Annotated in this window: 23 protein-coding genes; all 23 read left to right on the plus strand. The window is 61.7% G+C overall.

Annotation, left to right across the window (positions count from 1 at the left end):
• Window positions 1-90: 90 nt before the first annotated feature.
• The 23 genes from rpoB (at window position 91) to rplF (ending at window position 21322) form a co-directional block, all read left to right on the plus strand.
• The gene (gene rpoB / locus KHN93_RS05070; protein ID WP_016900677.1) at window positions 91-4242 is read left to right on the plus strand and encodes a DNA-directed RNA polymerase subunit beta; all 4152 of its coding nucleotides are present in this window, start codon (window positions 91-93) and stop codon (window positions 4240-4242) included.
• Between the two features lie 100 nt (window positions 4243-4342).
• The gene (gene rpoC, locus KHN93_RS05075) at window positions 4343-8557 is read left to right on the plus strand and encodes a DNA-directed RNA polymerase subunit beta' (protein ID WP_039524480.1); all 4215 of its coding nucleotides are present in this window, start codon (window positions 4343-4345) and stop codon (window positions 8555-8557) included.
• A 221-nt stretch (window positions 8558-8778) separates the two neighbouring features.
• Entirely contained in the window at window positions 8779-9153 is a 375-nt protein-coding gene (rpsL, locus tag KHN93_RS05080) for a 30S ribosomal protein S12 (RefSeq protein ID WP_002811712.1), read from the plus strand.
• 12 nt (window positions 9154-9165) lie between these two features.
• On the plus strand, window positions 9166-9633 hold the full coding sequence (rpsG, locus tag KHN93_RS05085; protein ID WP_005993356.1) for a 30S ribosomal protein S7: 468 nt from the start codon (window positions 9166-9168) through the stop codon (window positions 9631-9633).
• A 137-nt stretch (window positions 9634-9770) separates the two neighbouring features.
• Window positions 9771-11888: an elongation factor G gene (gene fusA / locus KHN93_RS05090; RefSeq protein ID WP_024938568.1), complete on the plus strand. Its 2118-nt coding sequence runs from the start codon at window positions 9771-9773 to the stop codon at window positions 11886-11888.
• 48 nt (window positions 11889-11936) lie between these two features.
• A complete protein-coding gene (gene tuf / locus KHN93_RS05095; RefSeq protein WP_024938571.1) occupies window positions 11937-13127 on the plus strand; it encodes an elongation factor Tu in 1191 nt (396 codons plus the stop codon).
• 467 nt (window positions 13128-13594) lie between these two features.
• Window positions 13595-13906, plus strand: a complete 312-nt coding sequence (gene rpsJ / locus KHN93_RS05100) for a 30S ribosomal protein S10 (RefSeq protein ID WP_003486723.1) — start codon at window positions 13595-13597, stop codon at window positions 13904-13906.
• Window positions 13907-13917: 11 nt separating this feature from the next.
• Window positions 13918-14568, plus strand: coding sequence for a 50S ribosomal protein L3 (rplC, locus tag KHN93_RS05105; protein ID WP_047125911.1), 651 nt, complete (start codon window positions 13918-13920; stop codon window positions 14566-14568).
• Between the two features lie 12 nt (window positions 14569-14580).
• Window positions 14581-15186, plus strand: a complete 606-nt coding sequence (rplD, locus tag KHN93_RS05110) for a 50S ribosomal protein L4 (protein ID WP_016900669.1) — start codon at window positions 14581-14583, stop codon at window positions 15184-15186.
• Window positions 15183-15482 carry a 50S ribosomal protein L23 gene (rplW, locus tag KHN93_RS05115; protein ID WP_002811694.1) on the plus strand — a complete coding sequence of 100 codons (300 nt, stop codon included), beginning with the start codon at window positions 15183-15185 and terminating at the stop codon, window positions 15480-15482. The genes rplD and rplW overlap by 4 nt, the downstream gene beginning before the upstream one ends.
• Window positions 15483-15492: 10 nt before the next feature.
• The gene (rplB, locus tag KHN93_RS05120; protein ID WP_003486715.1) at window positions 15493-16320 is read left to right on the plus strand and encodes a 50S ribosomal protein L2; all 828 of its coding nucleotides are present in this window, start codon (window positions 15493-15495) and stop codon (window positions 16318-16320) included.
• 6 nt (window positions 16321-16326) lie between these two features.
• Window positions 16327-16596, plus strand: a complete 270-nt coding sequence (gene rpsS, locus KHN93_RS05125; RefSeq protein ID WP_005993369.1) for a 30S ribosomal protein S19 — start codon at window positions 16327-16329, stop codon at window positions 16594-16596.
• 12 nt (window positions 16597-16608) lie between these two features.
• A complete protein-coding gene (gene rplV / locus KHN93_RS05130) occupies window positions 16609-16944 on the plus strand; it encodes a 50S ribosomal protein L22 (RefSeq protein ID WP_002811686.1) in 336 nt (111 codons plus the stop codon).
• A 17-nt stretch (window positions 16945-16961) separates the two neighbouring features.
• The gene (gene rpsC, locus KHN93_RS05135) at window positions 16962-17696 is read left to right on the plus strand and encodes a 30S ribosomal protein S3 (RefSeq protein WP_024938565.1); all 735 of its coding nucleotides are present in this window, start codon (window positions 16962-16964) and stop codon (window positions 17694-17696) included.
• Between the two features lie 5 nt (window positions 17697-17701).
• Complete coding sequence (rplP, locus tag KHN93_RS05140) at window positions 17702-18115, plus strand: 50S ribosomal protein L16 (RefSeq protein ID WP_011036127.1); 414 nt, start codon at window positions 17702-17704, stop codon at window positions 18113-18115.
• The gene (gene rpmC, locus KHN93_RS05145) at window positions 18115-18300 is read left to right on the plus strand and encodes a 50S ribosomal protein L29 (protein ID WP_006450638.1); all 186 of its coding nucleotides are present in this window, start codon (window positions 18115-18117) and stop codon (window positions 18298-18300) included. The genes rplP and rpmC overlap by 1 nt, the downstream gene beginning before the upstream one ends.
• 11 nt (window positions 18301-18311) lie before the next feature.
• Window positions 18312-18581: a 30S ribosomal protein S17 gene (rpsQ, locus tag KHN93_RS05150; protein WP_016900663.1), complete on the plus strand. Its 270-nt coding sequence runs from the start codon at window positions 18312-18314 to the stop codon at window positions 18579-18581.
• Window positions 18582-18595: 14 nt separating this feature from the next.
• A complete protein-coding gene (gene rplN / locus KHN93_RS05155) occupies window positions 18596-18964 on the plus strand; it encodes a 50S ribosomal protein L14 (protein WP_003486699.1) in 369 nt (122 codons plus the stop codon).
• Window positions 18965-18979: 15 nt separating this feature from the next.
• The gene (gene rplX, locus KHN93_RS05160; protein WP_003486696.1) at window positions 18980-19297 is read left to right on the plus strand and encodes a 50S ribosomal protein L24; all 318 of its coding nucleotides are present in this window, start codon (window positions 18980-18982) and stop codon (window positions 19295-19297) included.
• Window positions 19298-19308: 11 nt separating this feature from the next.
• Entirely contained in the window at window positions 19309-19851 is a 543-nt protein-coding gene (rplE, locus tag KHN93_RS05165; protein ID WP_010371090.1) for a 50S ribosomal protein L5, read from the plus strand.
• 18 nt (window positions 19852-19869) lie between these two features.
• Window positions 19870-20175, plus strand: a complete 306-nt coding sequence (rpsN, locus tag KHN93_RS05170) for a 30S ribosomal protein S14 (RefSeq protein ID WP_005917137.1) — start codon at window positions 19870-19872, stop codon at window positions 20173-20175.
• A 205-nt stretch (window positions 20176-20380) separates the two neighbouring features.
• On the plus strand, window positions 20381-20779 hold the full coding sequence (gene rpsH, locus KHN93_RS05175) for a 30S ribosomal protein S8 (protein WP_010371096.1): 399 nt from the start codon (window positions 20381-20383) through the stop codon (window positions 20777-20779).
• 15 nt (window positions 20780-20794) lie between these two features.
• Window positions 20795-21322, plus strand: a complete 528-nt coding sequence (gene rplF / locus KHN93_RS05180; RefSeq protein ID WP_016900656.1) for a 50S ribosomal protein L6 — start codon at window positions 20795-20797, stop codon at window positions 21320-21322.
• The last annotated feature ends 42 nt before the right edge of the window (window positions 21323-21364 follow it).

The raw sequence follows: 21364 nt of genomic DNA on the forward strand, positions 1-21364 counted from the left end.
TGGTGCCGGCAATACCAGCGACTTCCAACTGACAATTTTGTTATTTCAGGGCCGCCGCGACGCGGCCCCCGCAGCCTAGGGTGAAGACTCATGACGTCTTATTCGTTCACCGAAAAAAAGCGTATCCGCAAGGACTTCGGCAAGCAGCGCTCGATTCTCGAAGTGCCGTTCCTGCTTGCCATCCAGGTCGATTCCTACCGCGAATTCCTGCAGGAAGACGTGGAGCCGAACAAGCGTAAGGACCTCGGTCTGCACGCGGCACTGAAGTCGGTGTTCCCGATTTCCAGCTACAGCGGCAATGCCGCGCTGGAATACGTGGGCTATAAGCTGGGTCAGCCGGTGTTTGACGAGCGTGAATGCCGTCAGCGTGGCATGAGCTATGGCGCGCCGCTGCGCGTGACCGTGCGCCTGGTGATCTACGACCGCGAGTCGTCGACCAAGGCCATCAAGTACGTGAAGGAGCAGGAGGTCTATCTGGGCGAAATCCCGCTGATGACCGACAACGGCACCTTCATCGTCAACGGCACCGAGCGCGTCATCGTCTCGCAGCTGCACCGTTCGCCGGGTGTGTTCTTCGACCACGACCGTGGCAAGACCCACAGCTCGGGCAAGCTGCTGTACAGCGCCCGCATCATTCCGTACCGCGGTTCCTGGCTGGACTTCGAGTTCGACCCGAAGGACGCGCTGTTCACCCGTATCGACCGTCGCCGCAAGCTGCCGGTGTCGATCCTGCTGCGCGCGCTTGGCTACAGCAACGAAGAGATGCTGGCTGAGTTCTTCGAGATCAATACGTTCCATATCAATCCGGACGAAGGCGTGCAGCTGGAGCTGGTGCCGGAGCGTCTGCGTGGCGAAACGCTGAACTTCGACCTGGCCGATGGCGACAAGGTCATCGTGGAAGCGGGCAAGCGCATCACTGCCCGTCACGTCAAGCAGCTCGAAGCCGCCGGCGTTGCCGCGCTGGCCGTGCCGGACGACTACCTGCTCACCCGCATCCTGTCGCACGACGTGGTCGATGGCTCCACCGGCGAACTGCTGGCCAATGCCAACGACGAGATCACCGAAGATCAGCTGGCAGCGTTCCGCAAGGCCGGCGTCGATGCGGTCGGCACCCTGTGGGTGAACGATCTGGACCGTGGTCCGTACCTGTCCAACACCCTGCGGATCGATCCGACCAAGACCCAGCTCGAAGCGCTGGTCGAGATCTACCGCATGATGCGTCCGGGCGAGCCGCCGACCAAGGAAGCCGCACAGAACCTGTTCCACAACCTGTTCTTCACCTTCGAGCGCTACGACCTGTCCACCGTCGGCCGCATGAAGTTCAACCGTCGCGTCGGCCGCAAGGACGTGCTGGGTGAGTCGGTGCTGTACGACAAGAAGTACTTTGCCGAGCGCAACGACGAAGAATCCAAGCGTCTGGTCGCCGAGCACACCGACACCTCCGACATCCTGGAAGTGATCAAGGTGCTCACCGAGATCCGCAACGGTCGCGGCGTGGTCGATGACATCGATCACCTGGGCAACCGTCGCGTGCGTTCGGTCGGCGAAATGGCCGAGAACGTGTTCCGCGTGGGCCTGGTCCGCGTCGAGCGCGCGGTCAAGGAGCGCCTGTCGATGGCCGAGTCCGAGGGTCTGACTCCGCAGGAACTGATCAACGCCAAGCCGGTGGCTGCGGCGATCAAGGAATTCTTCGGCTCCTCGCAGCTGTCGCAGTTCATGGATCAGAACAACCCGCTGTCGGAAGTGACGCACAAGCGTCGCGTCTCCGCACTGGGCCCGGGCGGTCTGACCCGCGAGCGCGCCGGCTTCGAAGTGCGCGACGTGCACCCGACCCATTACGGCCGCGTCTGCACCATCGAAACCCCGGAAGGCCCGAACATCGGTCTGATCAACTCGCTGGCCGTGTTCGCCCGCACCAACCAGTACGGCTTCCTCGAGACGCCGTACCGCAAGGTGCTGGACGGCAAGGTCTCTGACGACGTCGAGTACCTGTCGGCGATCGAGGAAAACGAGTACGTGATCGCCCAGGCGAACGCACTGACCGACGCCAAGAACATGCTCACCGAGCAGTTCGTGCCGTGCCGGTTCCAGGGCGAGTCGCTGCTGAAGCCGCCGGCGGAAGTGCACTTCATGGACGTCTCGCCGATGCAGACCGTGTCGGTCGCCGCGGCGCTGGTGCCGTTCCTGGAGCACGACGACGCCAACCGCGCATTGATGGGCGCCAACATGCAGCGCCAGGCCGTGCCGACGCTGCGTTCGCAGAAGCCGTTGGTCGGTACCGGTATCGAGCGTGCGGTTGCGCGCGACTCGGGCGTGACCGTCAATGCCTTGCGTGGTGGCGTGATCGAGCAGATCGACGCGGCCCGCATCGTGGTCAAGGTCAACGAGGCAGAAATCGGCGGCGGCACCGATGCCGGCGTGGATATCTACAACCTGATCAAGTACACCCGCTCCAACCAGAACACCTGCATCAACCAGCGTCCGCTGGTGAATGTGGGCGACGTGATCGCGCGCGGCGACGTGCTGGCCGACGGCCCGTCCACCGACATCGGTGAGCTGGCGCTGGGTCAGAACATGCTGATCGCGTTCATGCCGTGGAACGGCTACAACTTCGAAGACTCCATCCTGCTCTCCGAGCGCGTGGTGGAAGAAGATCGTTACACCACGATCCACATCGAAGAACTGACCTGCGTTGCGCGCGACACCAAGCTGGGGCCGGAGGAAATTTCCGCCGACATCCCGAACGTGTCCGAGCAGGCCCTGAACCGTCTGGACGAGAGCGGCGTGGTGTACATCGGTGCGGAAGTGCGCGCCGGCGACATCATGGTCGGCAAGGTCACGCCGAAGGGCGAGAGCCAGCTGACTCCGGAAGAAAAGCTGCTGCGTGCGATCTTCGGTGAGAAGGCGTCCGATGTGAAGGACAGCTCACTGCGCGTGCCCCCGGGCATGGACGGCACCGTCATCGACGTGCAGGTCTTCACCCGCGACGGCATCGAGAAGGACAAGCGTGCGCGTCAGATCGAAGAGTCCGAAATCAAGCGCGTCAAGAAGGACTTCGACGACCAGTTCCGTATCCTGGAAGCGGCCATCTACGCACGTCTGCGTTCGCAGATCGTGGGCAAGGTCGCCAACGGTGGTCCGAACCTGAAGAAGGGCGACAACGTCACTGACGCGTATCTGGACGGCCTGAAGAAGTCCGACTGGTTCCAGCTGCGCATGAAGGACGAAGACGCTGCCGACGCCATCGAGCGTGCGCAGAAGCAGATCCAGGCGCACGAGAAGGAATTCGAAGCACGCTTCGCCGACAAGCGCGGCAAGATCACCCAGGGCGACGACCTCGCACCGGGCGTGCTGAAGATGGTCAAGGTGTTCCTGGCAGTGAAGCGCCGCATCCAGCCGGGCGACAAGATGGCAGGCCGCCACGGCAACAAGGGTGTGGTCTCCAACGTTGTGCCGGTCGAGGATATGCCGTACATGGCCACCGGCGAGCCGGTCGACATCGTGCTGAACCCGCTCGGCGTGCCGTCGCGTATGAACATCGGCCAGATTCTGGAAGTGCATCTGGGCTGGGCCGCCAAGGGCCTGGGTCGCAAGATCCAGCGCATGCTGGAAGCCCAGGCGGCGGTCAGCGAGCTGCGCAAGTTCCTGGACGACATCTACAACCACGACAGCGCGATCAATGCACAGCGTGTGGACCTGTCGCAGTTCAGCGATGAGGAATTGCTCAACCTGGGCAAGAACCTGATCGATGGCGTGCCGATGGCCACCCCGGTGTTCGACGGCGCCAGCGAAGCGGAAATCAAGCGCATGCTGGAACTGGCCGAACTGCCGCAGAGCGGTCAGACCCAGTTGTACGACGGTCGTACCGGCGAAGCGTTCGATCGCAAGACCACGGTCGGCTACATGCACTACCTGAAGTTGAACCACCTGGTCGACGACAAGATGCATGCACGCTCGACCGGTCCGTACTCGCTCGTCACCCAGCAGCCGCTGGGCGGCAAGGCGCAGTTCGGTGGTCAGCGCTTCGGTGAGATGGAAGTCTGGGCGCTGGAAGCCTACGGCGCGGCCTACACCCTGCAGGAAATGCTGACGGTGAAGTCCGACGACGTGCAGGGCCGCAACCAGATGTACAAGAACATCGTCGATGGTGAGCACGAGATGGTCGCGGGCATGCCGGAATCCTTCAACGTGTTGGTGAAGGAAATCCGCTCGCTGGCGATCAACATGGAACTGGAAGAGTGATCGAGCCGGATCCCGGCGCCGCGATGCGGTGCCGGGATCCGGAACGTAAGGCCCTCGGTTTCATCTCAGCTACGAAATTCCTCCGACCCGGAGATATCAAATGAAAGACCTGCTCAACCTCTTCAATCAACAGCGCCAGACGCTGGATTTCGACGCGATCAAGATCGCGCTGGCATCGCCTGACCTGATCCGTTCGTGGTCCTACGGCGAAGTGAAGAAGCCCGAAACCATCAACTACCGTACCTTCAAGCCCGAGCGTGACGGCCTGTTCTGCGCCGCCATCTTCGGACCGATCAAGGACTACGAGTGCCTGTGCGGCAAGTACAAGCGCATGAAGCACCGCGGCGTGGTCTGCGAAAAGTGCGGCACCGAAGTCACCCTGGCCAAGGTGCGTCGCGAGCGCATGGGTCATATCGACCTGGCCTCGCCGGTCGCGCACATCTGGTTCCTCAAGTCGCTGCCCTCGCGCATCGGCCTGATGCTGGACATGACCCTGCGTGACATCGAGCGCGTGCTGTACTTCGAAGCCTATGTGGTCACCGAGCCGGGCCTGACCCCGCTCGAGCGCCGCCAGCTGCTGACCGAAGAGCAGTACCTGACCGCACGCCAGGAGTACAACGACGACTTCGACGCCGCCATGGGCGCCGAGGCCGTGTACGAATTGCTGCGCACGATCGACCTGCAGTCGGAAATGACCCGCCTGCGCGAGGAAATCGCCAGCACCGGTTCGGAAACCAAGCTCAAGCGCCTCACCAAGCGCATCAAGCTGATCGAGGCCTTCCTGGAGTCGGGCAACCGTCCGGAGTGGATGGTCATGACCGTGCTGCCGGTGCTGCCGCCGGATCTGCGTCCGCTGGTGCCGCTGGATGGCGGCCGCTTCGCGACCTCGGATCTGAACGATCTGTACCGCCGCGTGATCAACCGCAACAACCGTCTGCGTCGTCTGCTCGAGCTCAATGCGCCGGACATCATCGTGCGCAACGAGAAGCGCATGCTGCAGGAATCGGTCGATGCGCTGCTGGACAACGGCCGTCGCGGCCGTGCAATCACCGGCACCAACAAGCGTCCGCTGAAGTCGCTGGCCGACATGATCAAGGGCAAGCAGGGCCGGTTCCGTCAGAACCTGCTCGGCAAGCGCGTGGACTACTCCGGTCGTTCGGTCATCACCGTCGGTCCGTACCTCAAGCTGCACCAGTGCGGCCTGCCGAAGAAGATGGCGCTGGAGCTGTTCAAGCCGTTCGTGTTCGCCAAGCTGCAGCGTCGCGGCCTGGCCACCACCATCAAGGCGGCAAAGAAGCTGGTCGAGCGCGAAGAAGCCGAAGTCTGGGACATCCTGGAAGAAGTGATCCGCGAGCATCCGGTGCTGCTGAACCGTGCGCCGACCCTGCACCGTCTGGGCATCCAGGCGTTCGAGCCGGTGTTGATCGAAGGCAAGGCCATCCAGCTGCATCCGCTGGTCTGTACTGCATTCAACGCCGACTTCGACGGTGACCAGATGGCCGTCCACGTGCCGCTCTCGCTGGAAGCCCAGCTGGAAGCGCGTGCGTTGATGATGTCCACCAACAACATCCTGTCGCCGGCCAACGGCGAGCCGATCATCGTGCCGTCGCAGGACGTGGTGTTGGGCCTGTACTACATGAGCCGCGCCCTGGAGAACAAGAAGGGCGAGGGTATGGTGTTCGCCAACACCAGCGAAGTGAAGCGCGCCTACGACAACCGCGTGGTGGAACTGCACGCCAAGGTCAAGGTCCGCATCACCCAGGTGGACGTGGAAGCCGACGGCAAGCGCAGCAGCGGCACCTCGATCGTGGACACCACGGTCGGTCGTGCGCTGCTGAGCGAAATCCTGCCCGAAGGCCTGCCGTTCCAGCTGGCCAACACCGAGATGACCAAGAAGAACATCTCGCGTCTGATCAACTCCAGCTACCGTCTGCTGGGCTTGAAGGACACCGTCGTGTTCGCCGACAAGCTGATGTACACCGGCTATGCCTACGCAACCCGCGCAGGCGTGTCGATCGGCATCGACGACATGCTGATCCCGGACGAGAAGAAGGGCATCCTCACCGAGGCCGAGGCCGAAGTGCTGGAAATCCAGGAGCAGTACCAGTCCGGTCTGGTCACCGCCGGCGAGCGCTACAACAAGGTCGTGGACATCTGGTCGCGTACCAGCGAGCGCATCGCCAAGGCGATGATGGACACCATCGGTACCGAAAAGGTCGAAAACGCCAAGGGCGAGACCATCGACCAGAAGTCGATGAACTCGCTGTACATCATGGCCGACTCCGGTGCGCGTGGTAGCCAGGCGCAGATCCGTCAGCTGGCCGGTATGCGCGGCCTGATGGCGCGTCCGGATGGCTCGATCATCGAGACGCCGATCAAGGCGAACTTCCGCGAAGGCCTGAACGTGCAGGAGTACTTCAACTCCACCCACGGTGCCCGTAAGGGTCTGGCCGATACCGCGCTCAAGACCGCGAACTCGGGTTATCTGACCCGTCGTCTGGTCGACGTGGCGCAGGACGTGGTGATCACCGAAGTCGATTGCGGCACCACCGAAGGGTTGATCATGACCCCGATCGTGGAAGGCGGCGACGTGGTGGAGCCGTTGAAGGAGCGCGTGCTGGGCCGTGTGGTGGCCGAGGACGTGTACCTGCCGGGCAACGACGAAGAGCCGATCGTCACCCGCAACACGCTGCTGGACGAAGCCTGGGTTGCCAAGCTGGAAGACGCCAGCGTGCAGTCGGTGAAGGTGCGTTCGACCATCAGCTGCGAGTCCTCGTTCGGCGTGTGCGCACGCTGCTACGGTCGCGATCTCGCACGTGGTCACCAGGTCAACATCGGTGAAGCGGTCGGCGTCATCGCCGCCCAGTCGATCGGTGAGCCGGGTACCCAGCTGACCATGCGTACGTTCCACATCGGTGGTGCGGCATCGCGTGCGGCGGCGGTGGACAACATCACCGTCAAGACCACCGGTTCGGTGAAGTTCAACAACCTCAAGTCGGTGGCACATGCCAGCGGCGCGTTGGTTGCGGTCTCGCGGTCGGGCGAACTGTCCGTGCTCGACGGCCATGGCCGCGAGCGCGAGCGTTACAAGCTGCCGTATGGCGCCACCATCACTGCCAAGGACGGTGATGCGGTCAAGGCCGGGCAGGGCGTGGCGAACTGGGATCCGCATAACCACCCGATCGTGTCGGAAGTGGCTGGTTTCATCCGCTTCATCGACTTCGTCGACGGCGTCACCGTCATCGAGAAGACCGACGAACTGACCGGTCTGGCCTCGCGCGAAATCACCGACCCGAAGCGTCGCGGTGCACATGCCAAGGAACTGCGCCCGATCGTGCGCATCGTCGATGGCAAGGGCAACGACCTGACGATCCCGAATACGGATCTGCCGGCCCAGTACCTGTTGCCGCCGCGCTCCATTGTCAACCTGCAGGACGGCGCTGCCGTCGGCGTGGGCGACGTGGTTGCCAAGATCCCGCAGGAAGCGTCCAAGACCCGCGACATCACCGGTGGTCTGCCGCGCGTTGCCGACCTGTTCGAAGCACGCAAGCCGAAGGATCCCGCGATCCTGGCCGAGCGCTCGGGCATCATCAGCTTCGGTAAGGACACCAAGGGCAAGCAGCGCCTGATCATCAAGGACACCGATGGGTCGGAACACGAAGAGCTGATCCCGAAGTACCGCCAGATCATCGTGTTCGAAGGCGAGCATGTGACCAAGGGCGAGACCGTGGTGGACGGCGAGCCGAGCCCGCAGGACATCCTGCGTCTGCTGGGTGTCGAGCCGCTGGCCGCGTATCTGGTCAAGGAAATCCAGGACGTGTACCGCCTGCAGGGTGTGAAGATCAACGACAAGCACATCGAGGTGATCACTCGCCAGATGCTGCGCAAGGTCGAGATCACCGACCAAGGCACCAGCAAGTTCCTCAACGGCGAGCAGGTCGAGCGCCAGCGCGTCATCGAGGAAAATGCCCGCCTGGTCAAGCGCAACGAACTGCCGGCCAAGTACGATCCGGTGCTGCTGGGTATCACCAAGGCCTCGCTGGCCACCGAGTCGTTCATCTCGGCGGCCTCGTTCCAGGAGACCACCCGCGTGTTGACCGAGGCTGCCGTGCGCGGCACCCGCGACAACCTGCGCGGTTTGAAGGAAAACGTGATCGTGGGTCGTCTGATCCCGGCCGGTACCGGTCTGGCATATCACGCCGGACGTCGCAAGTCGTCGGGTCTGACCGACTCGGAAATGGAAACGCTGTCGGGCAAGCCGACGGTAGCCGAGCCGGTCGCAGCCGTGGCCGACGCTGGCGCGGACGAGGAGTAAGCGCTCCGACGGAGGTCGCAAGACCGCCGTAAGCCAAGCGAAAAGGAGGGCAGGAGGCCCTCCGTTTTCCGGCCCTGGATGGGCCAGCAGGGTTAGAATTCCGTGAAGTTGACGGAGTTTCGTCCTGCCAGCTATACTTCCCTGTCTCGGCGGGCCGTTTTTCGGCCTGCCTTTGTTTTCGTGCAAGGCCGTCTCGGCCTCTCAATCAGAAGAATCAACTGATGACGACGATCAATCAGCTGGTCCGCAAGCCTCGGCAAGCGACCACCTACAAGAGTGCCTCCCCGGCACTGGACAAGTGTCCGCAGCGCCGTGGCGTCTGCACACGCGTCTACACCACTACCCCGAAGAAGCCGAACTCGGCCCTGCGTAAGGTTGCCAAAGTGCGCCTGACGAATCAGGAAGAGGTCATCAGCTACATCGGTGGTGAAGGCCACAACCTGCAGGAGCACTCCGTGGTCCTGATTCGTGGTGGCCGCGTCAAGGATCTTCCCGGTGTGCGTTATCACACCGTCCGTGGTTCGCTGGACGCCGCCGGCGTCGCAAAGCGCCGTCAAGGTCGTTCCAAGTACGGCGCCAAGCGCCCGAAGAGCTAAGGAAACACTCCAATGTCCCGTAAAGGTTCTACTCCGCAGCGCACCGTCCTGCCTGATCCAAAGCATGGCAGCGAAACCATTGCCCGCTTCATCAATATGGTGATGCAAAGTGGCAAGAAGTCGGTTGCTGAGAAAATTGTCTATGGCGCGATGGACGTCATTGGCGAAAAGAATCCGAATGCCGTCGAGCTGGTGCAGAAAGCACTGGACAACGTGGCCCCGGCTGTCGAAGTTAAATCGCGTCGCGTCGGTGGTGCTACCTATCAGGTGCCCGTCGAAGTGCGCTCCTCCCGTCGCATGGCGCTGGCAATGCGCTGGTTGATCGATTCCGCGCGCAAGCGTGGCGAGAACACCATGCCGCGCAAGCTGGCTGCAGAACTGTTGGACGCCTCGGAAAGCCGTGGCGGCGCGATCAAGAAGCGCGAAGAGACGCACCGTATGGCGGAGGCGAACAAGGCGTTCGCACATTACCGCTGGTGACCTCGTGGGCCTTGGTAACGGGGCCCTTCAGCACCATCTGAGTGCTGTTTGCGACGCGTTACGCGTCGCATCCAATCCGAAGGCCGCCGAAAGGCGGCGTTCGGCCATCCGAAATCCAAGAAATTGAGAGGCTCCCCGTGGCCCGCACCACCCCTATCGAGCGTTACCGCAACTTCGGCATCATGGCCCACATCGATGCCGGCAAGACCACCACCTCCGAGCGCATCCTGTTCTACACCGGTGTCAGTCACAAGATCGGCGAAGTCCATGACGGCGCTGCAGTGATGGACTGGATGGAGCAGGAGCAGGAGCGTGGTATCACCATCACCTCCGCTGCGACCACCGCGTTCTGGTCGGGCATGGACAAGTCCATGCCGCAGCACCGCTTCAACATCATCGACACCCCCGGGCACGTCGACTTCACCATCGAAGTGGAGCGCTCCTTGCGCGTGCTCGACGGTGCGGTGTTCGTGCTGTGCGCCGTCGGTGGCGTGCAGCCGCAGTCCGAGACCGTGTGGCGTCAGGCCAACAAGTACTCCGTGCCGCGCATGGCCTTCGTCAACAAGATGGACCGTACCGGTGCCAACTTCGACAAGGTCGTCGAGCAGCTGAAGGCCCGTCTGGGTGCCTACGCCGTGCCGATGCAGGTGCCGATCGGCGCCGAAGACGGCTTCGAGGGCGTGGTCGACCTGCTCAAGATGAAGGCGATCCATTGGGATACCGCATCGCAGGGCACCACCTTCGAATACCGCGATATCCCGGCCGATCTGGTCGAGATCGCAACCGAGGCGCGTTCGTTCATGGTCGAGGCGGCTGCAGAAGCCAGCGAAGACCTGATGGACAAGTACCTCAACGAAGGCGACCTGAGCGAAGAAGAGATCCTGGTGGGTCTGCGCGAGCGCACCCTGAAGGTCGAGATCGTGCCGGTGTTCTGCGGCTCGGCGTTCAAGAACAAGGGCGTGCAGGCCATGCTTGACGGCGTCGTGCACCTGTTGCCGTCGCCGGCCGACCGTCCGCCGGTCCAGGGTATCGATGAGGACGAGAAGGAAGACACCCGTCCGGCCACCGATACCGCGCCGTTCTCGGCGTTGGCGTTCAAGATCATGACCGACCCGTTCGTGGGCTCGCTGACGTTCTTCCGTGTCTACTCGGGCACGTTGAACTCCGGCGACCAGGTCTACAACCCGGTCAAGTCGAAGAAAGAGCGCGTGGGCCGCATCCTGCAGATGCATTCCAACAATCGCGAAGAGATCAAGGAAGTGCGCGCTGGTGACATCGCCGCTGCCGTGGGTCTGAAGGACGTCACCACCGGCGACACGCTGTGTGCGCAGGACAAGGTCATCACCCTGGAGCGCATGGTGTTCCCGGAGCCGGTGATCTCGATGGCGGTGGAGCCCAAGACCAAGTCGGACCAGGAAAAGATGGGCATGGCCCTGGGCCGTCTGGCGCAGGAAGATCCCTCGTTCCGCGTCAAGACCGACGAGGAATCCGGCCAGACCATCATCTCGGGCATGGGCGAGTTGCACCTGGACATCATCGTCGACCGTATGCGTCGCGAGTTCAATGTCGAGGCCAACGTCGGCAAGCCGCAGGTGGCCTACCGCGAAACCATCCGCAAGTCCGACGTCAAGTCCGACTACAAGCACGCCAAGCAGTCCGGTGGTAAGGGTCAGTACGGTCACGTGGTGATCGAGCTGTCGCCGATGACCGAAGACGATCGCAAGAGCGACAACGTCAAGGACGATTTCCTCTTCATCAACGACATCACCGGCGGCATCATCCCGAAGGAATTCATCCCCTCGGTCGAGAAGGGTCTGCGCGAGACGATCACCAGTGGTCCGATCGCCGGCTTCCCGGTGGTGGGCGTGAAGGTCAAGCTGGTGTTCGGCTCGTACCACGACGTCGACTCCTCGGAAATGGCGTTCAAGCTGGCTGCGTCGATGGCGTTCAAGCAGGGCTTTGCGAAAGCCAGCCCGGTGTTGCTGGAGCCGATCATGAAGGTCGAAATCGTCAGCCCGGAGGATTACCTGGGTGACGTGATGGGCGACGTGAGCCGTCGTCGTGGCGTGCTGCAGGGTCAGGACGATAGCCCGTCGGGCAAGATCATCAATGCGATGATTCCGCTGGGTGAAATGTTCGGCTATGCGACCTCGCTGCGCTCGATGAGCCAGGGTCGCGCGACGTTCTCGATGGAATTCGACCACTACGAAGAGGCACCGGCCAACATCGCCGACGCCGTCACCAAGAAGGGCTGAGTTCGCTCAGCCGCTTCTCACAAATTTTTCAATTAGAGGTAGTTAGTCATGGCAAAAGCTAAATTTGAGCGCACCAAGCCGCACGTGAACGTCGGCACCATCGGTCACGTTGACCATGGCAAGACCACGTTGACAGCCGCGCTGACCAAGATCGGTGCTGAGCGTTTCGGTGGCGAGTTCAAGGCGTATGACGCGATCGACGCGGCGCCGGAAGAGAAGGCGCGCGGCATCACGATTTCGACCGCCCACGTCGAATACGAATCCCCGAACCGTCACTACGCGCACGTCGATTGCCCCGGCCACGCCGACTACGTCAAGAACATGATCACCGGTGCGGCGCAGATGGACGGCGCGATTCTGGTGTGTTCGGCTGCTGACGGCCCGATGCCGCAGACCCGTGAGCACATCCTGCTCTCGCGTCAGGTCGGTGTGCCGCACATCGTCGTTTTCCTGAACAAGGCCGACATGGTCGACGACGCCGAGCTGCTCGAGCTGGTCGAAATGGAAGTGCGCGAACTGCTCAGCAAGTACGACTTCCCGGGCGATGACACCCCGATCATCCATGGTTCGGCGCGTCTTGCGCTGGATGGCGATCAGAGCGACATCGGCGTGCCGGCGATCCTGAAGCTGGTCGACGCGCTCGACACCTTCATCCCGGAGCCGACCCGCGACGTCGACCGTCCGTTCCTGATGCCGGTCGAAGACGTGTTCTCGATCTCCGGCCGCGGCACCGTGGTGACCGGTCGTATCGAGCGCGGCATCATCAAGGTTGGCGACGAAATCGAAATCGTCGGTATCCGCGACACCCAGAAGACCACCGTCACCGGCGTGGAAATGTTCCGCAAGCTGCTCGACCAGGGTCAGGCAGGCGACAACGCCGGTCTGCTGCTGCGCGGCACCAAGCGTGACGACGTCGAGCGCGGCCAGGTGTTGTGCAAGCCGGGTTCGATCAAGCCGCACACCGAGTTCGAAGCTGAAGTCTACGTGCTGTCCAAGGACGAGGGTGGCCGTCATACCCCGTTCTTCAAGGGCTACCGTCCGCAGTTCTACTTCCGCACCACCGACATCACTGGCGCTTGCCAGCTGCCGGAAGGCGTGGAGATGGTGATGCCGGGCGACAACGTGAAGATGGTCGTGACTTTGATCAACCCGGTTGCGATGGACGAAGGTCTGCGCTTCGCCATCCGTGAAGGCGGTCGTACCGTCGGCGCCGGTGTGGTTGCCAAGATCATCAAGTAAGTCCTGCAGCCCGGCGGCGTTCAGTCGCTGGATCTGCAAAAGAGAGGGTCGGCGCAAGCCGGCCCTTTTTTTTGTGTGCCAGGTCGGGCGGGCATGCACACGAGGGCGGATTGACGGGCCAGGGTGCTTGCACCCGTAAAAGTCCATCGCTATAATGCGCGGCTCGGTGTCCCTGGGTAGGGCGCTGAGTTACAGCGAAAAGAACGGCAGGATGCCGCTCGTGTTCGCCAGACCGGGAAGGTCGCGTTGCATGGAGCACTCAACAACTCACATGTTGTTGACCGTGCTCTTGTTGCGCATTATACTTTTCCGTCTGGGCAGGCCGGTTTACCGGTCTGCCTCAGTTTTTGGGCGGAGGAAATGCCCTCGCCAGCAGGATGCATGGCGATTTCATCTACGTCAGGAATATCGGGGCAGGTATCCCAGAGGCCTTGCCCGTCGCTCTTTTAACGAAGGAAGCTTCCGTCATGTCGGAACAAAAGATCCGGATTCGGTTGAAGGCGTTCGATCATCGTTTGATCGACCGTTCGGCCAGCGAGATCGTCGAAACGGCTAAGCGGACCGGCGCGCAAGTGCGTGGCCCGATCCCGTTGCCGACCAAGATCGAACGTTACACCATCCTCGTATCCCCGCATGCCGACAAGGATGCGCGTGACCAGTACGAAACCCGCACGCACAAGCGTGTGCTCGATATCGTCGACCCGAACGACAAGACCGTGGACGCGCTGATGAAGCTCGAACTCGCGGCTGGCGTCGACGTTCAGATCAAGTTGACCTGAGGACTACGACCATGACGAAGAAATATTCGTTGGGCTTCGTAGGCCGCAAGGCTGGTATGAGCCGCGTCTTCACTGAAGACGGCCGCTCGGTACCGGTCACGCTGATCGAAGCAACTCCAAACCGCATCGCGCAGATCAAGACCGTCGAAGCTGACGGCTACAGCGCTGTGCAGATTACCGTTGGTACCCGTCGTGCCGCGCTGGTCAACAAGCCGGCTGCTGGCCACTTCGCCAAGGCGAAGGTGGAAGCGGGTCGCGGCCTGTGGGAATTCCGCGTTGAAGACGCGCAGCTCGGCGATTTCGCCGTCGGCGGCGAAATCAAGGCGGACATCTTCGAGGTCGGCCAGAAGGTCGACGTCCAGGGCGTCACCAAGGGTAAGGGTTTCCAGGGCACCATCAAGCGCTACAACTTCCGTATGGGCGATGCAACTCACGGTAACTCGCTGTCGCATCGCGCGCCGGGTTCGTTGGGTCAGCGCCAGACCCCGGGTCGCGTTTTTCCGGGTAAGAAGATGTCGGGCCACATGGGCGCCGTGCAGCAAAGCACGCAGAACCTGGAAGTGGTAAAGGTCGACGTCGAGCGTGGTCTGATTGCTATCCGCGGCGCCGTGCCTGGCGCAGCTGGTGGCGACGTGATCGTCCGTCCGGCGAGCAAGGCATAAGGAGAGATGACGATGGAACTCGTTATCACGGGTAGCAACAACAAGGTCTCGGTCTCCGATGCCGTGTTCGGTCGCGAATTCAGCGAAGATCTGGTTCACCAGGTCGTCGTCGCTTATCGCAATGCCGGCCGCGCTGGTACCAAGGCTCAGAAGACGCGTTCGGAAGTTGCGGGCACGACCAAGAAGTCGAAGAAGCAGAAGGGCGGCGGTGCGCGTCATGGCGCGCTGACGGCTCCGATCTTCGTCGGCGGCGGCGTGACCTTCGCGGCCAAGCCGCGCAGCTTCGAACAGAAAGTCAACCGCAAGATGTACCGTGCGGCCATCTGCGCGATCTTCTCTGAGCTTAACCGCCAGGGTCGCCTGATGATCGTCGATGCGTTCGACGTCGAAACCACCAAGACCCAGGGTCTGATCGAGAAGCTGAAGGGGCTGGACGTGGGCAAGCGCCCGCTGATCGTCACCGAGGAAGCGTCCGAGCACCTGTATCTGTCCGCCCGCAATCTGCCGTATGTGCAGGTGCGTGATGTGCAGGGTCTGGATCCGGTCGCTCTGGTCGGGGCCGATACGGTCGTGATCACCGCCGATGCGGTCAAGAAGGTCGAGGAGTGGCTGGCATGAGCAGCAACGAAAAAATCTTCAGCGTGCTGCGTGCTCCGCGAGTCTCCGAAAAGACCGCGCGCCTGCAGGAAATCTCCAACCAGTATGTCTTCGAAGTTTCGAACGAAGCCACCAAGGCCGATGTAAAGGCCGCGGTTGAGCAGCTGTTCGACGTCAAGGTCAAAGCGGTCAACGTGGTCAACGTCAAGGGCAAGAGCAAGTCCTTCCGTAACCGTGCTGGCAGCCGTGGCAATTGGCGCAAGGCGTACGTCCGCCTGGTTGATGGTCAGTCCATCGACGTAACGGCCAAGGCCTGAGGTCCATCCCATGCCATTGATGAAGTTCAAACCCACCTCTCCCGGCCGTCGTTCCGCCGTGCGCGTGGTTACTCCCGATCTGCACAAGGGCGCACCGCACGCGGCGCTGCTCGACTCGCAGAGCAAGTCCGGTGGTCGTAACCACCATGGCCGCATCACCGTGCGTCACGTCGGTGGTGGCCACAAGCAGCACTACCGCATCATCGACTTCAAGCGCAACAAGGAAGGCATTCCGGCGCGTGTGGAGCGGATCGAATACGATCCGAACCGTACCGCTCATATCGCCCTGCTGTGCTACGTCGACGGCGAGCGTCGCTACATCATCGCCCCCAAGGGCTTGAAGGCTGGCGATCAGGTCATTGCCGGTGCCAACGCACCGATCAAGACCGGCAACACGCTGCCGCTGCGCAACATCCCGGTCGGTACGACGGTCCACGGTATCGAGCTGAAGCCGGGTAAGGGCGCTCAGATCGCACGTGCTGCCGGTGCAGCCGTCCAGCTGGTCGCTCGCGAAGGCATCTATGCCACGCTGCGTCTGCGCTCGGGCGAAATGCGCAAGGTGCCGGTCGAGTGCCGCGCCACCATCGGCGAAGTCGGCAACGACGAGCACAACCTCGAGAAGCTGGGCAAGGCTGGCGCCAAGCGCTGGCGCGGTGTTCGCCCGACCGTTCGCGGTGCGGCCATGAACCCGGTCGATCACCCGCACGGTGGTGGTGAGGCCAAGGCTGGCCAGGGTAATCCGCATCCGGTCACCCCGTGGGGTGTTCCGACCAAGGGTTACAAGACGCGCAAGAACAAGCGCACCCAGCAATTCATCGTCCGCGATCGTAGGGGCTAATCGACCATGGCACGTTCACTTAAGAAGGGCCCGTTCGTCGATCACCACCTTGCAAAGAAGGTGGAGTCCGCTGCGGGTAGCAAGAAGCCGATCAAGACCTGGTCGCGCCGTTCGATGATCCTGCCGGAAATGGTAGGCATCACCATCGCCGTGCATAACGGCAAGAACCACATTCCGGTGCTCGTCAACGAGAATATGGTCGGCCACAAGCTCGGCGAATTTGCCGTCACCCGGACCTTCAAGGGTCACGGTGGCGACAAGAAGTCGAGCAGGTAAGGAGAGATGACGATGGAAGCGAAAGCAATCCTGCGCACCGCGCGCATCTCCCCGCAGAAGGCCCGCCTGGTCGCTGACCAGGTGCGTGGACTGTCCGCCGAACGTGCGGTCAATCTGCTGAAGTTCTCGGACAAGAAGGCTGCGCACCTGATCAAAAAGGTTGTGGAGTCGGCTATTGCCAATGCCGAGAACAATCAGGGCGCGGATGTCGACGAGCTGAAGGTCAAGACCATCATGGTTGATGAAGGTCCCTCCCTGAAGCGTTTCATGGCGCGGGCGAAAGGCCGCGGTACCCGCATCCTCAAGCGCACCAGTCACATCACTGTGATTGTTGGCGCCGCCAAGTAAGCGGAAAGGAAAAGACCATGGGTCATAAAGTTCATCCGACTGGAATTCGCCTTGGCATCGCCAAGGACTGGAATTCCAAGTGGTACGCAAGCAAGGCCGACTTCGCCGCCTACCTGGCAGCCGACCTGAAAGTGCGTGAAATGCTGCGCAAGAAGCTCGCGCAGGCAGGTATCAGCAAGATCTTGATCGAGCGCCCTGCCAAAACCGCCCGCGTGACGATCCACACCGCCCGTCCGGGCGTGGTGATCGGCAAGCGTGGCGAGGACATCGAAAAGCTGCGTAAGGAAGTGAGCGCGATGATGGGTGTTCCTGCCCACATCAACGTCACCGAGGTGCGCAAGCCGGAGCTGGATGCGCAGCTGGTCGCCGAGTCGATCGCGCAGCAGCTTGAGCGTCGCATCATGTTCCGCCGCGCAATGAAGCGCTCGGTCGGCAACGCGATGCGCTTGGGTGCCCTGGGCATCAAGGTCAACGTGGCTGGCCGCCTCAACGGTGCAGAAATTGCCCGTTCGGAGTGGTACCGCGAAGGCCGCGTGCCGCTGCACACGCTACGTGCCGACATCGATTACGGTTTTGCCGAGGCGTCCACGACGTACGGCATCATCGGCATCAAGGTCTGGATCTATAAGGGTGAGGTCTTCGACTTCTCCCAGGTTGGCCAGGAGAAGCAGGACGACAGCCCGCGCAACGATCGTAACGATCGCGGCGACCGTGGTGACCGTCCTTCGCGCCCGGCTCGTGAAGCGAGGTAACGGCAATGTTGCAACCCAAGCGAACCAAATATCGCAAGATGCACAAGGGCCGTAACGACGGCCTGGCATGGAGCGGAAACGCCGTCAGCTTCGGCGAGTACGGCCTCAAGGCAACCGCGCACGGTCAGCTGACCGCGCGTCAGATTGAAGCAGCACGTCGTACGATCAGCCGCCACGTCAAGAAGGGCGGCAAGATGTGGATTCGTGTGTTCCCCGACAAGCCGATCACCAAGAAGCCGATCGAAGTCCGCATGGGCTCCGGTAAGGGCAACGTGGAGTACTGGGTCGCGCAGATTCAGCCGGGCCGCATGATCTATGAAATCGAGGGTATTCCCGAAGATATCGCACGTGAGGCGTTCCGCCTTGCCGCCGCGAAATTGTCGGTGACCACCACTTTCGTGACCCGGACGGTGCGCTGATGGATATCAAACAACTCCGCGAGAAGTCGGCTGACGAACTGAAGGCCCACCTGACCGATCTGCGTAAGGAGCAGTTCTCGCTCCGTATGCAGCAGGTCACCGGCCAGCTGCCGAAGACCCACGATACCCGCCGGGTGCGCCGCGAGATTGCTCGCGTCAAGTACCTGCTCGGCAGCACCAAGTAAGGACGGCCGCGATGAGCGACAACAACGAAAAGCAAGCGCTGCGCACGGTCGAAGGCCGTGTCGTCAGCAACAAGATGGACAAGACGGTCACCGTGTTGGTGGAGCGCCAGGTCAAGCACCCGTTGTACGGTAAGTACATCAAGCGCTCGTCCAAGCTCCACGCACACGACGCCGACAATGCCTGCAACGAAGGCGACGTCGTGCGTGTGACCGAGATTGCTCCAATGTCCAAGACCAAGAACTGGCGGGTGGTCGAAATCGTCACCCGTTCGGCCGAATAAGGGAGATCTGAATCATGATCCAGATGCAGAGCTACCTCGATGTCGCCGACAATTCGGGTGCCAAGGAAGTGATGTGCATCAAGGTGCTGGGCGGCTCCAAGCGCCGCTACGCACACATTGGCGACATCATCAAGGTGACCGTCAAGGACGCCATTCCGCGTGGCAAGGTCAAGAAGGGCGAAGTCTACGACGCCGTCGTGGTGCGTACCCGCAAGGGTGTGCGCCGTCCCGACGGTTCGCTGATCCGCTTCGATGGCAACGCCGCTGTGCTGTTGAACAATAAGCAGGAGCCGATCGGGACCCGCATCTTCGGGCCGGTGACGCGCGAGCTGCGTTCCGAGAAGTTCATGAAGATCGTCTCGCTCGCTCCCGAAGTGCTGTGAGCGGAGGACATATACATGGCTAACCGTATCAAGAAGGGCGACCAGGTCGTCATCAACACCGGCAAGGACAAGGGTAAGCAGGGTGAAGTTGTACGTGTGGATGGCGATCGCGTGATCGTCTCCAACGCCAACGTCATCAAGCGCCACACCAAGCCGAACCCGCAGGCGGGTGTCGCCGGCGGCGTGGTCGAGCGTGAAGCGTCGATCCATATCTCCAACGTCAATATCGTCAACCCGGCAACGGGCAAGGGCGAGCGCGTTGGCTTCAAGGTGCTGGAGGATGGACGCAAATTGCGTGTGTTCCGCTCCAGCGGTGAGGCGCTCGACGCCTGAGGAATGCGATCATGAACACTCGTCTCGAAAAGTTTTACAAGGAAAACGTGGTGCCGGCCCTGATGAAGGAATTCGGCTACACCAATCCGATGGAAGTGCCGAAGCTGGTCAAGGTCACGCTCAACATGGGCGTGGGCGAGGCGGCTACCAACAAGAAGATTCTGGAAAATGCGGTCGCCGACATGTCCAAGATCTCCGGTCAGAAGCCGGTGGTCACCAAGTCGCGCGTTTCGGTCGCATCGTTCAAGATTCGTGACGGTTGGCCGATCGGCTGCAAGACCACCTTGCGTCGCGCCAAGATGTACGAGTTTCTGGATCGTCTGATCAACATCTCGCTGCCGCGCGTGCGCGACTTCCGTGGTGTTTCGGGTCGCTCCTTTGACGGTCGTGGCAACTTCAACATGGGTGTGAAGGAACAGATCATCTTCCCGGAAATCGACTTCGACGCCGTCGACGCGATTCGCGGTATGGATATCGCCATCACCACCACCGCCAAGACGGATGCGGAAGCGAAGGCGCTGCTGGCAGCGTTCAAGTTCCCGTTCCGTAACTGACCGTCGAGGACATCCGAAATGGCAAAGACCTCCATGATCCACCGCGACATCAAGCGTGCAAAGCTGGCGAAGAAATTCGCCGGCAAGCGTGATGCGCTGAAGAAGATCCTCTCCAGTCAGGATGCGTCCTACGAAGAGAAGATCGACGCGTCGACCAAGTTGCAGAAGCTGCCGCGCGATTCGTCGCCGAGCCGCCACCGCAACCGTTGCGAGTTGTCCGGTCGTCCGCGCGGTGTCTACCGCAAGTTCGGTCTGGGTCGCAACATGCTGCGCAAGGCCACGATGAACGGCGACGTTCCGGGCCTGCGCAAGGCAAGCTGGTAACAGCATTGCCGGCCGTTCGCGGCCGGCTTGAACAGGATGGTTCTGTTCAACAAGGGAGTCCGACGCAAGTCGGGCTCTTTTGTCGTATACTTCCGCTTCTGTCTTGCCCGCATGGGCCTGGCATGGCGTAAAGGGTCCTGGCCCATCCCCAGGAAAACACAAGATTTTCGCGAAAGCGGATATCGGTGCACTCAAAGGTACTCATATGAGCATGACTGATCCCATCGCCGACCTGCTGGTACGCATCAAGAATGCGGCCGCGGTTGGTAAGCAGACGGTGAAATTGCCGTCGTCCAAGATCAAGGTCGCGATCGCCCAGGTCCTGAAGGACGAGGGTTACATCACCGACCTGCGCGTGACAGCAACCGAGAACAACAAGTCGGAGCTGGAAATCGTGCTGAAGTATTTCGAAGGCCGTCCGGTCATCGAGACCCTGAAGCGTTTCTCGCGCTCGGGTCTGCGCCAGTACCGCGGCAAGACCGAGCTGCCCAAGGTCCTTGGCGGCCTGGGTATCGCCATCATCTCCACGTCGAAGGGCATCATGACCGATGCGCAGGCTCGCGAAGCCGGCGTTGGTGGTGAAGTCCTGTGCTTCGTGGCCTAAGGGAAGGAATCGATCATGTCCCGTGTAGCCAAGAAGCCTGTTTCCCTTCCGAAGGGTGTTGAACTCAAGGTCCAGCCCGAGCTGGTCAGCGTCAAGGGCCCGAAGGGCACCCTGACCCTGCCGAAGCCGGTTGGCGTCGAAATCGCCATCGACGGCGACGTTGCCACGCTGTCGGCCAACGAACCGTCGCAGATCGCCATCACCGGCACCGTGCGCGCCATCCTGGCCAACATGGTCAAGGGTGTGTCCGAGGGCTTTGAGCGCAAGCTCGAGCTGGTCGGCGTCGGTTACCGTGCCGCCATGCAGGGCAAGGACCTGAGCCTGTCGCTCGGTTTCTCGCATCCGCTGGTGTTCGTGGCGCCGGAAGGCATCACGCTGTCGACCCCGACCCAGACCGAAATCGTGGTCCAGGGCGCCGACAAGCAGCGCGTCGGCGAAGTTGCCGCCAAGATTCGCGGTTTCCGTCCGCCGGAGCCCTATAAGGGCAAGGGTGTGAAGTACGCCGGTGAAGTCATCATTCGCAAGGAAGCCAAGAAGGCTTAATGGCGAGTCCCTCGCAAGAGCCCGCACATCCCTGTGCGGACT

Source organism: Xanthomonas arboricola pv. juglandis, assembly GCF_905367715.1.
Lineage (GTDB): Bacteria > Pseudomonadota > Gammaproteobacteria > Xanthomonadales > Xanthomonadaceae > Xanthomonas > Xanthomonas arboricola.

Bases quoted from the DNA above. Each gene is read 5' to 3' on its own strand.
- rpoB (WP_016900677.1), top strand. From the start codon at position 91: ATGACGTCTTATTCGTTCACCGAAAAAAAGCGTATCCGCAAGGACTTC.
- rpoC (WP_039524480.1), top strand. From the start codon at position 4,343: ATGAAAGACCTGCTCAACCTCTTCAATCAACAGCGCCAGACGCTGGAT.
- rpsL (WP_002811712.1), top strand. From the start codon at position 8,779: ATGACGACGATCAATCAGCTGGTCCGCAAGCCTCGGCAAGCGACCACC.
- rpsG (WP_005993356.1), top strand. From the start codon at position 9,166: ATGTCCCGTAAAGGTTCTACTCCGCAGCGCACCGTCCTGCCTGATCCA.
- tuf (WP_024938571.1), top strand. From the start codon at position 11,937: ATGGCAAAAGCTAAATTTGAGCGCACCAAGCCGCACGTGAACGTCGGC.
- rpsJ (WP_003486723.1), top strand. From the start codon at position 13,595: ATGTCGGAACAAAAGATCCGGATTCGGTTGAAGGCGTTCGATCATCGT.
- rplC (WP_047125911.1), top strand. From the start codon at position 13,918: ATGACGAAGAAATATTCGTTGGGCTTCGTAGGCCGCAAGGCTGGTATG.
- rplD (WP_016900669.1), top strand. From the start codon at position 14,581: ATGGAACTCGTTATCACGGGTAGCAACAACAAGGTCTCGGTCTCCGAT.
- rplW (WP_002811694.1), top strand. From the start codon at position 15,183: ATGAGCAGCAACGAAAAAATCTTCAGCGTGCTGCGTGCTCCGCGAGTC.
- rplB (WP_003486715.1), top strand. From the start codon at position 15,493: ATGCCATTGATGAAGTTCAAACCCACCTCTCCCGGCCGTCGTTCCGCC.
- rpsS (WP_005993369.1), top strand. From the start codon at position 16,327: ATGGCACGTTCACTTAAGAAGGGCCCGTTCGTCGATCACCACCTTGCA.
- rplV (WP_002811686.1), top strand. From the start codon at position 16,609: ATGGAAGCGAAAGCAATCCTGCGCACCGCGCGCATCTCCCCGCAGAAG.
- rpsC (WP_024938565.1), top strand. From the start codon at position 16,962: ATGGGTCATAAAGTTCATCCGACTGGAATTCGCCTTGGCATCGCCAAG.
- rplP (WP_011036127.1), top strand. From the start codon at position 17,702: ATGTTGCAACCCAAGCGAACCAAATATCGCAAGATGCACAAGGGCCGT.
- rpmC (WP_006450638.1), top strand. From the start codon at position 18,115: ATGGATATCAAACAACTCCGCGAGAAGTCGGCTGACGAACTGAAGGCC.
- rpsQ (WP_016900663.1), top strand. From the start codon at position 18,312: ATGAGCGACAACAACGAAAAGCAAGCGCTGCGCACGGTCGAAGGCCGT.
- rplN (WP_003486699.1), top strand. From the start codon at position 18,596: ATGATCCAGATGCAGAGCTACCTCGATGTCGCCGACAATTCGGGTGCC.
- rplX (WP_003486696.1), top strand. From the start codon at position 18,980: ATGGCTAACCGTATCAAGAAGGGCGACCAGGTCGTCATCAACACCGGC.
- rplE (WP_010371090.1), top strand. From the start codon at position 19,309: ATGAACACTCGTCTCGAAAAGTTTTACAAGGAAAACGTGGTGCCGGCC.
- rpsN (WP_005917137.1), top strand. From the start codon at position 19,870: ATGGCAAAGACCTCCATGATCCACCGCGACATCAAGCGTGCAAAGCTG.
- rpsH (WP_010371096.1), top strand. From the start codon at position 20,381: ATGAGCATGACTGATCCCATCGCCGACCTGCTGGTACGCATCAAGAAT.
- rplF (WP_016900656.1), top strand. From the start codon at position 20,795: ATGTCCCGTGTAGCCAAGAAGCCTGTTTCCCTTCCGAAGGGTGTTGAA.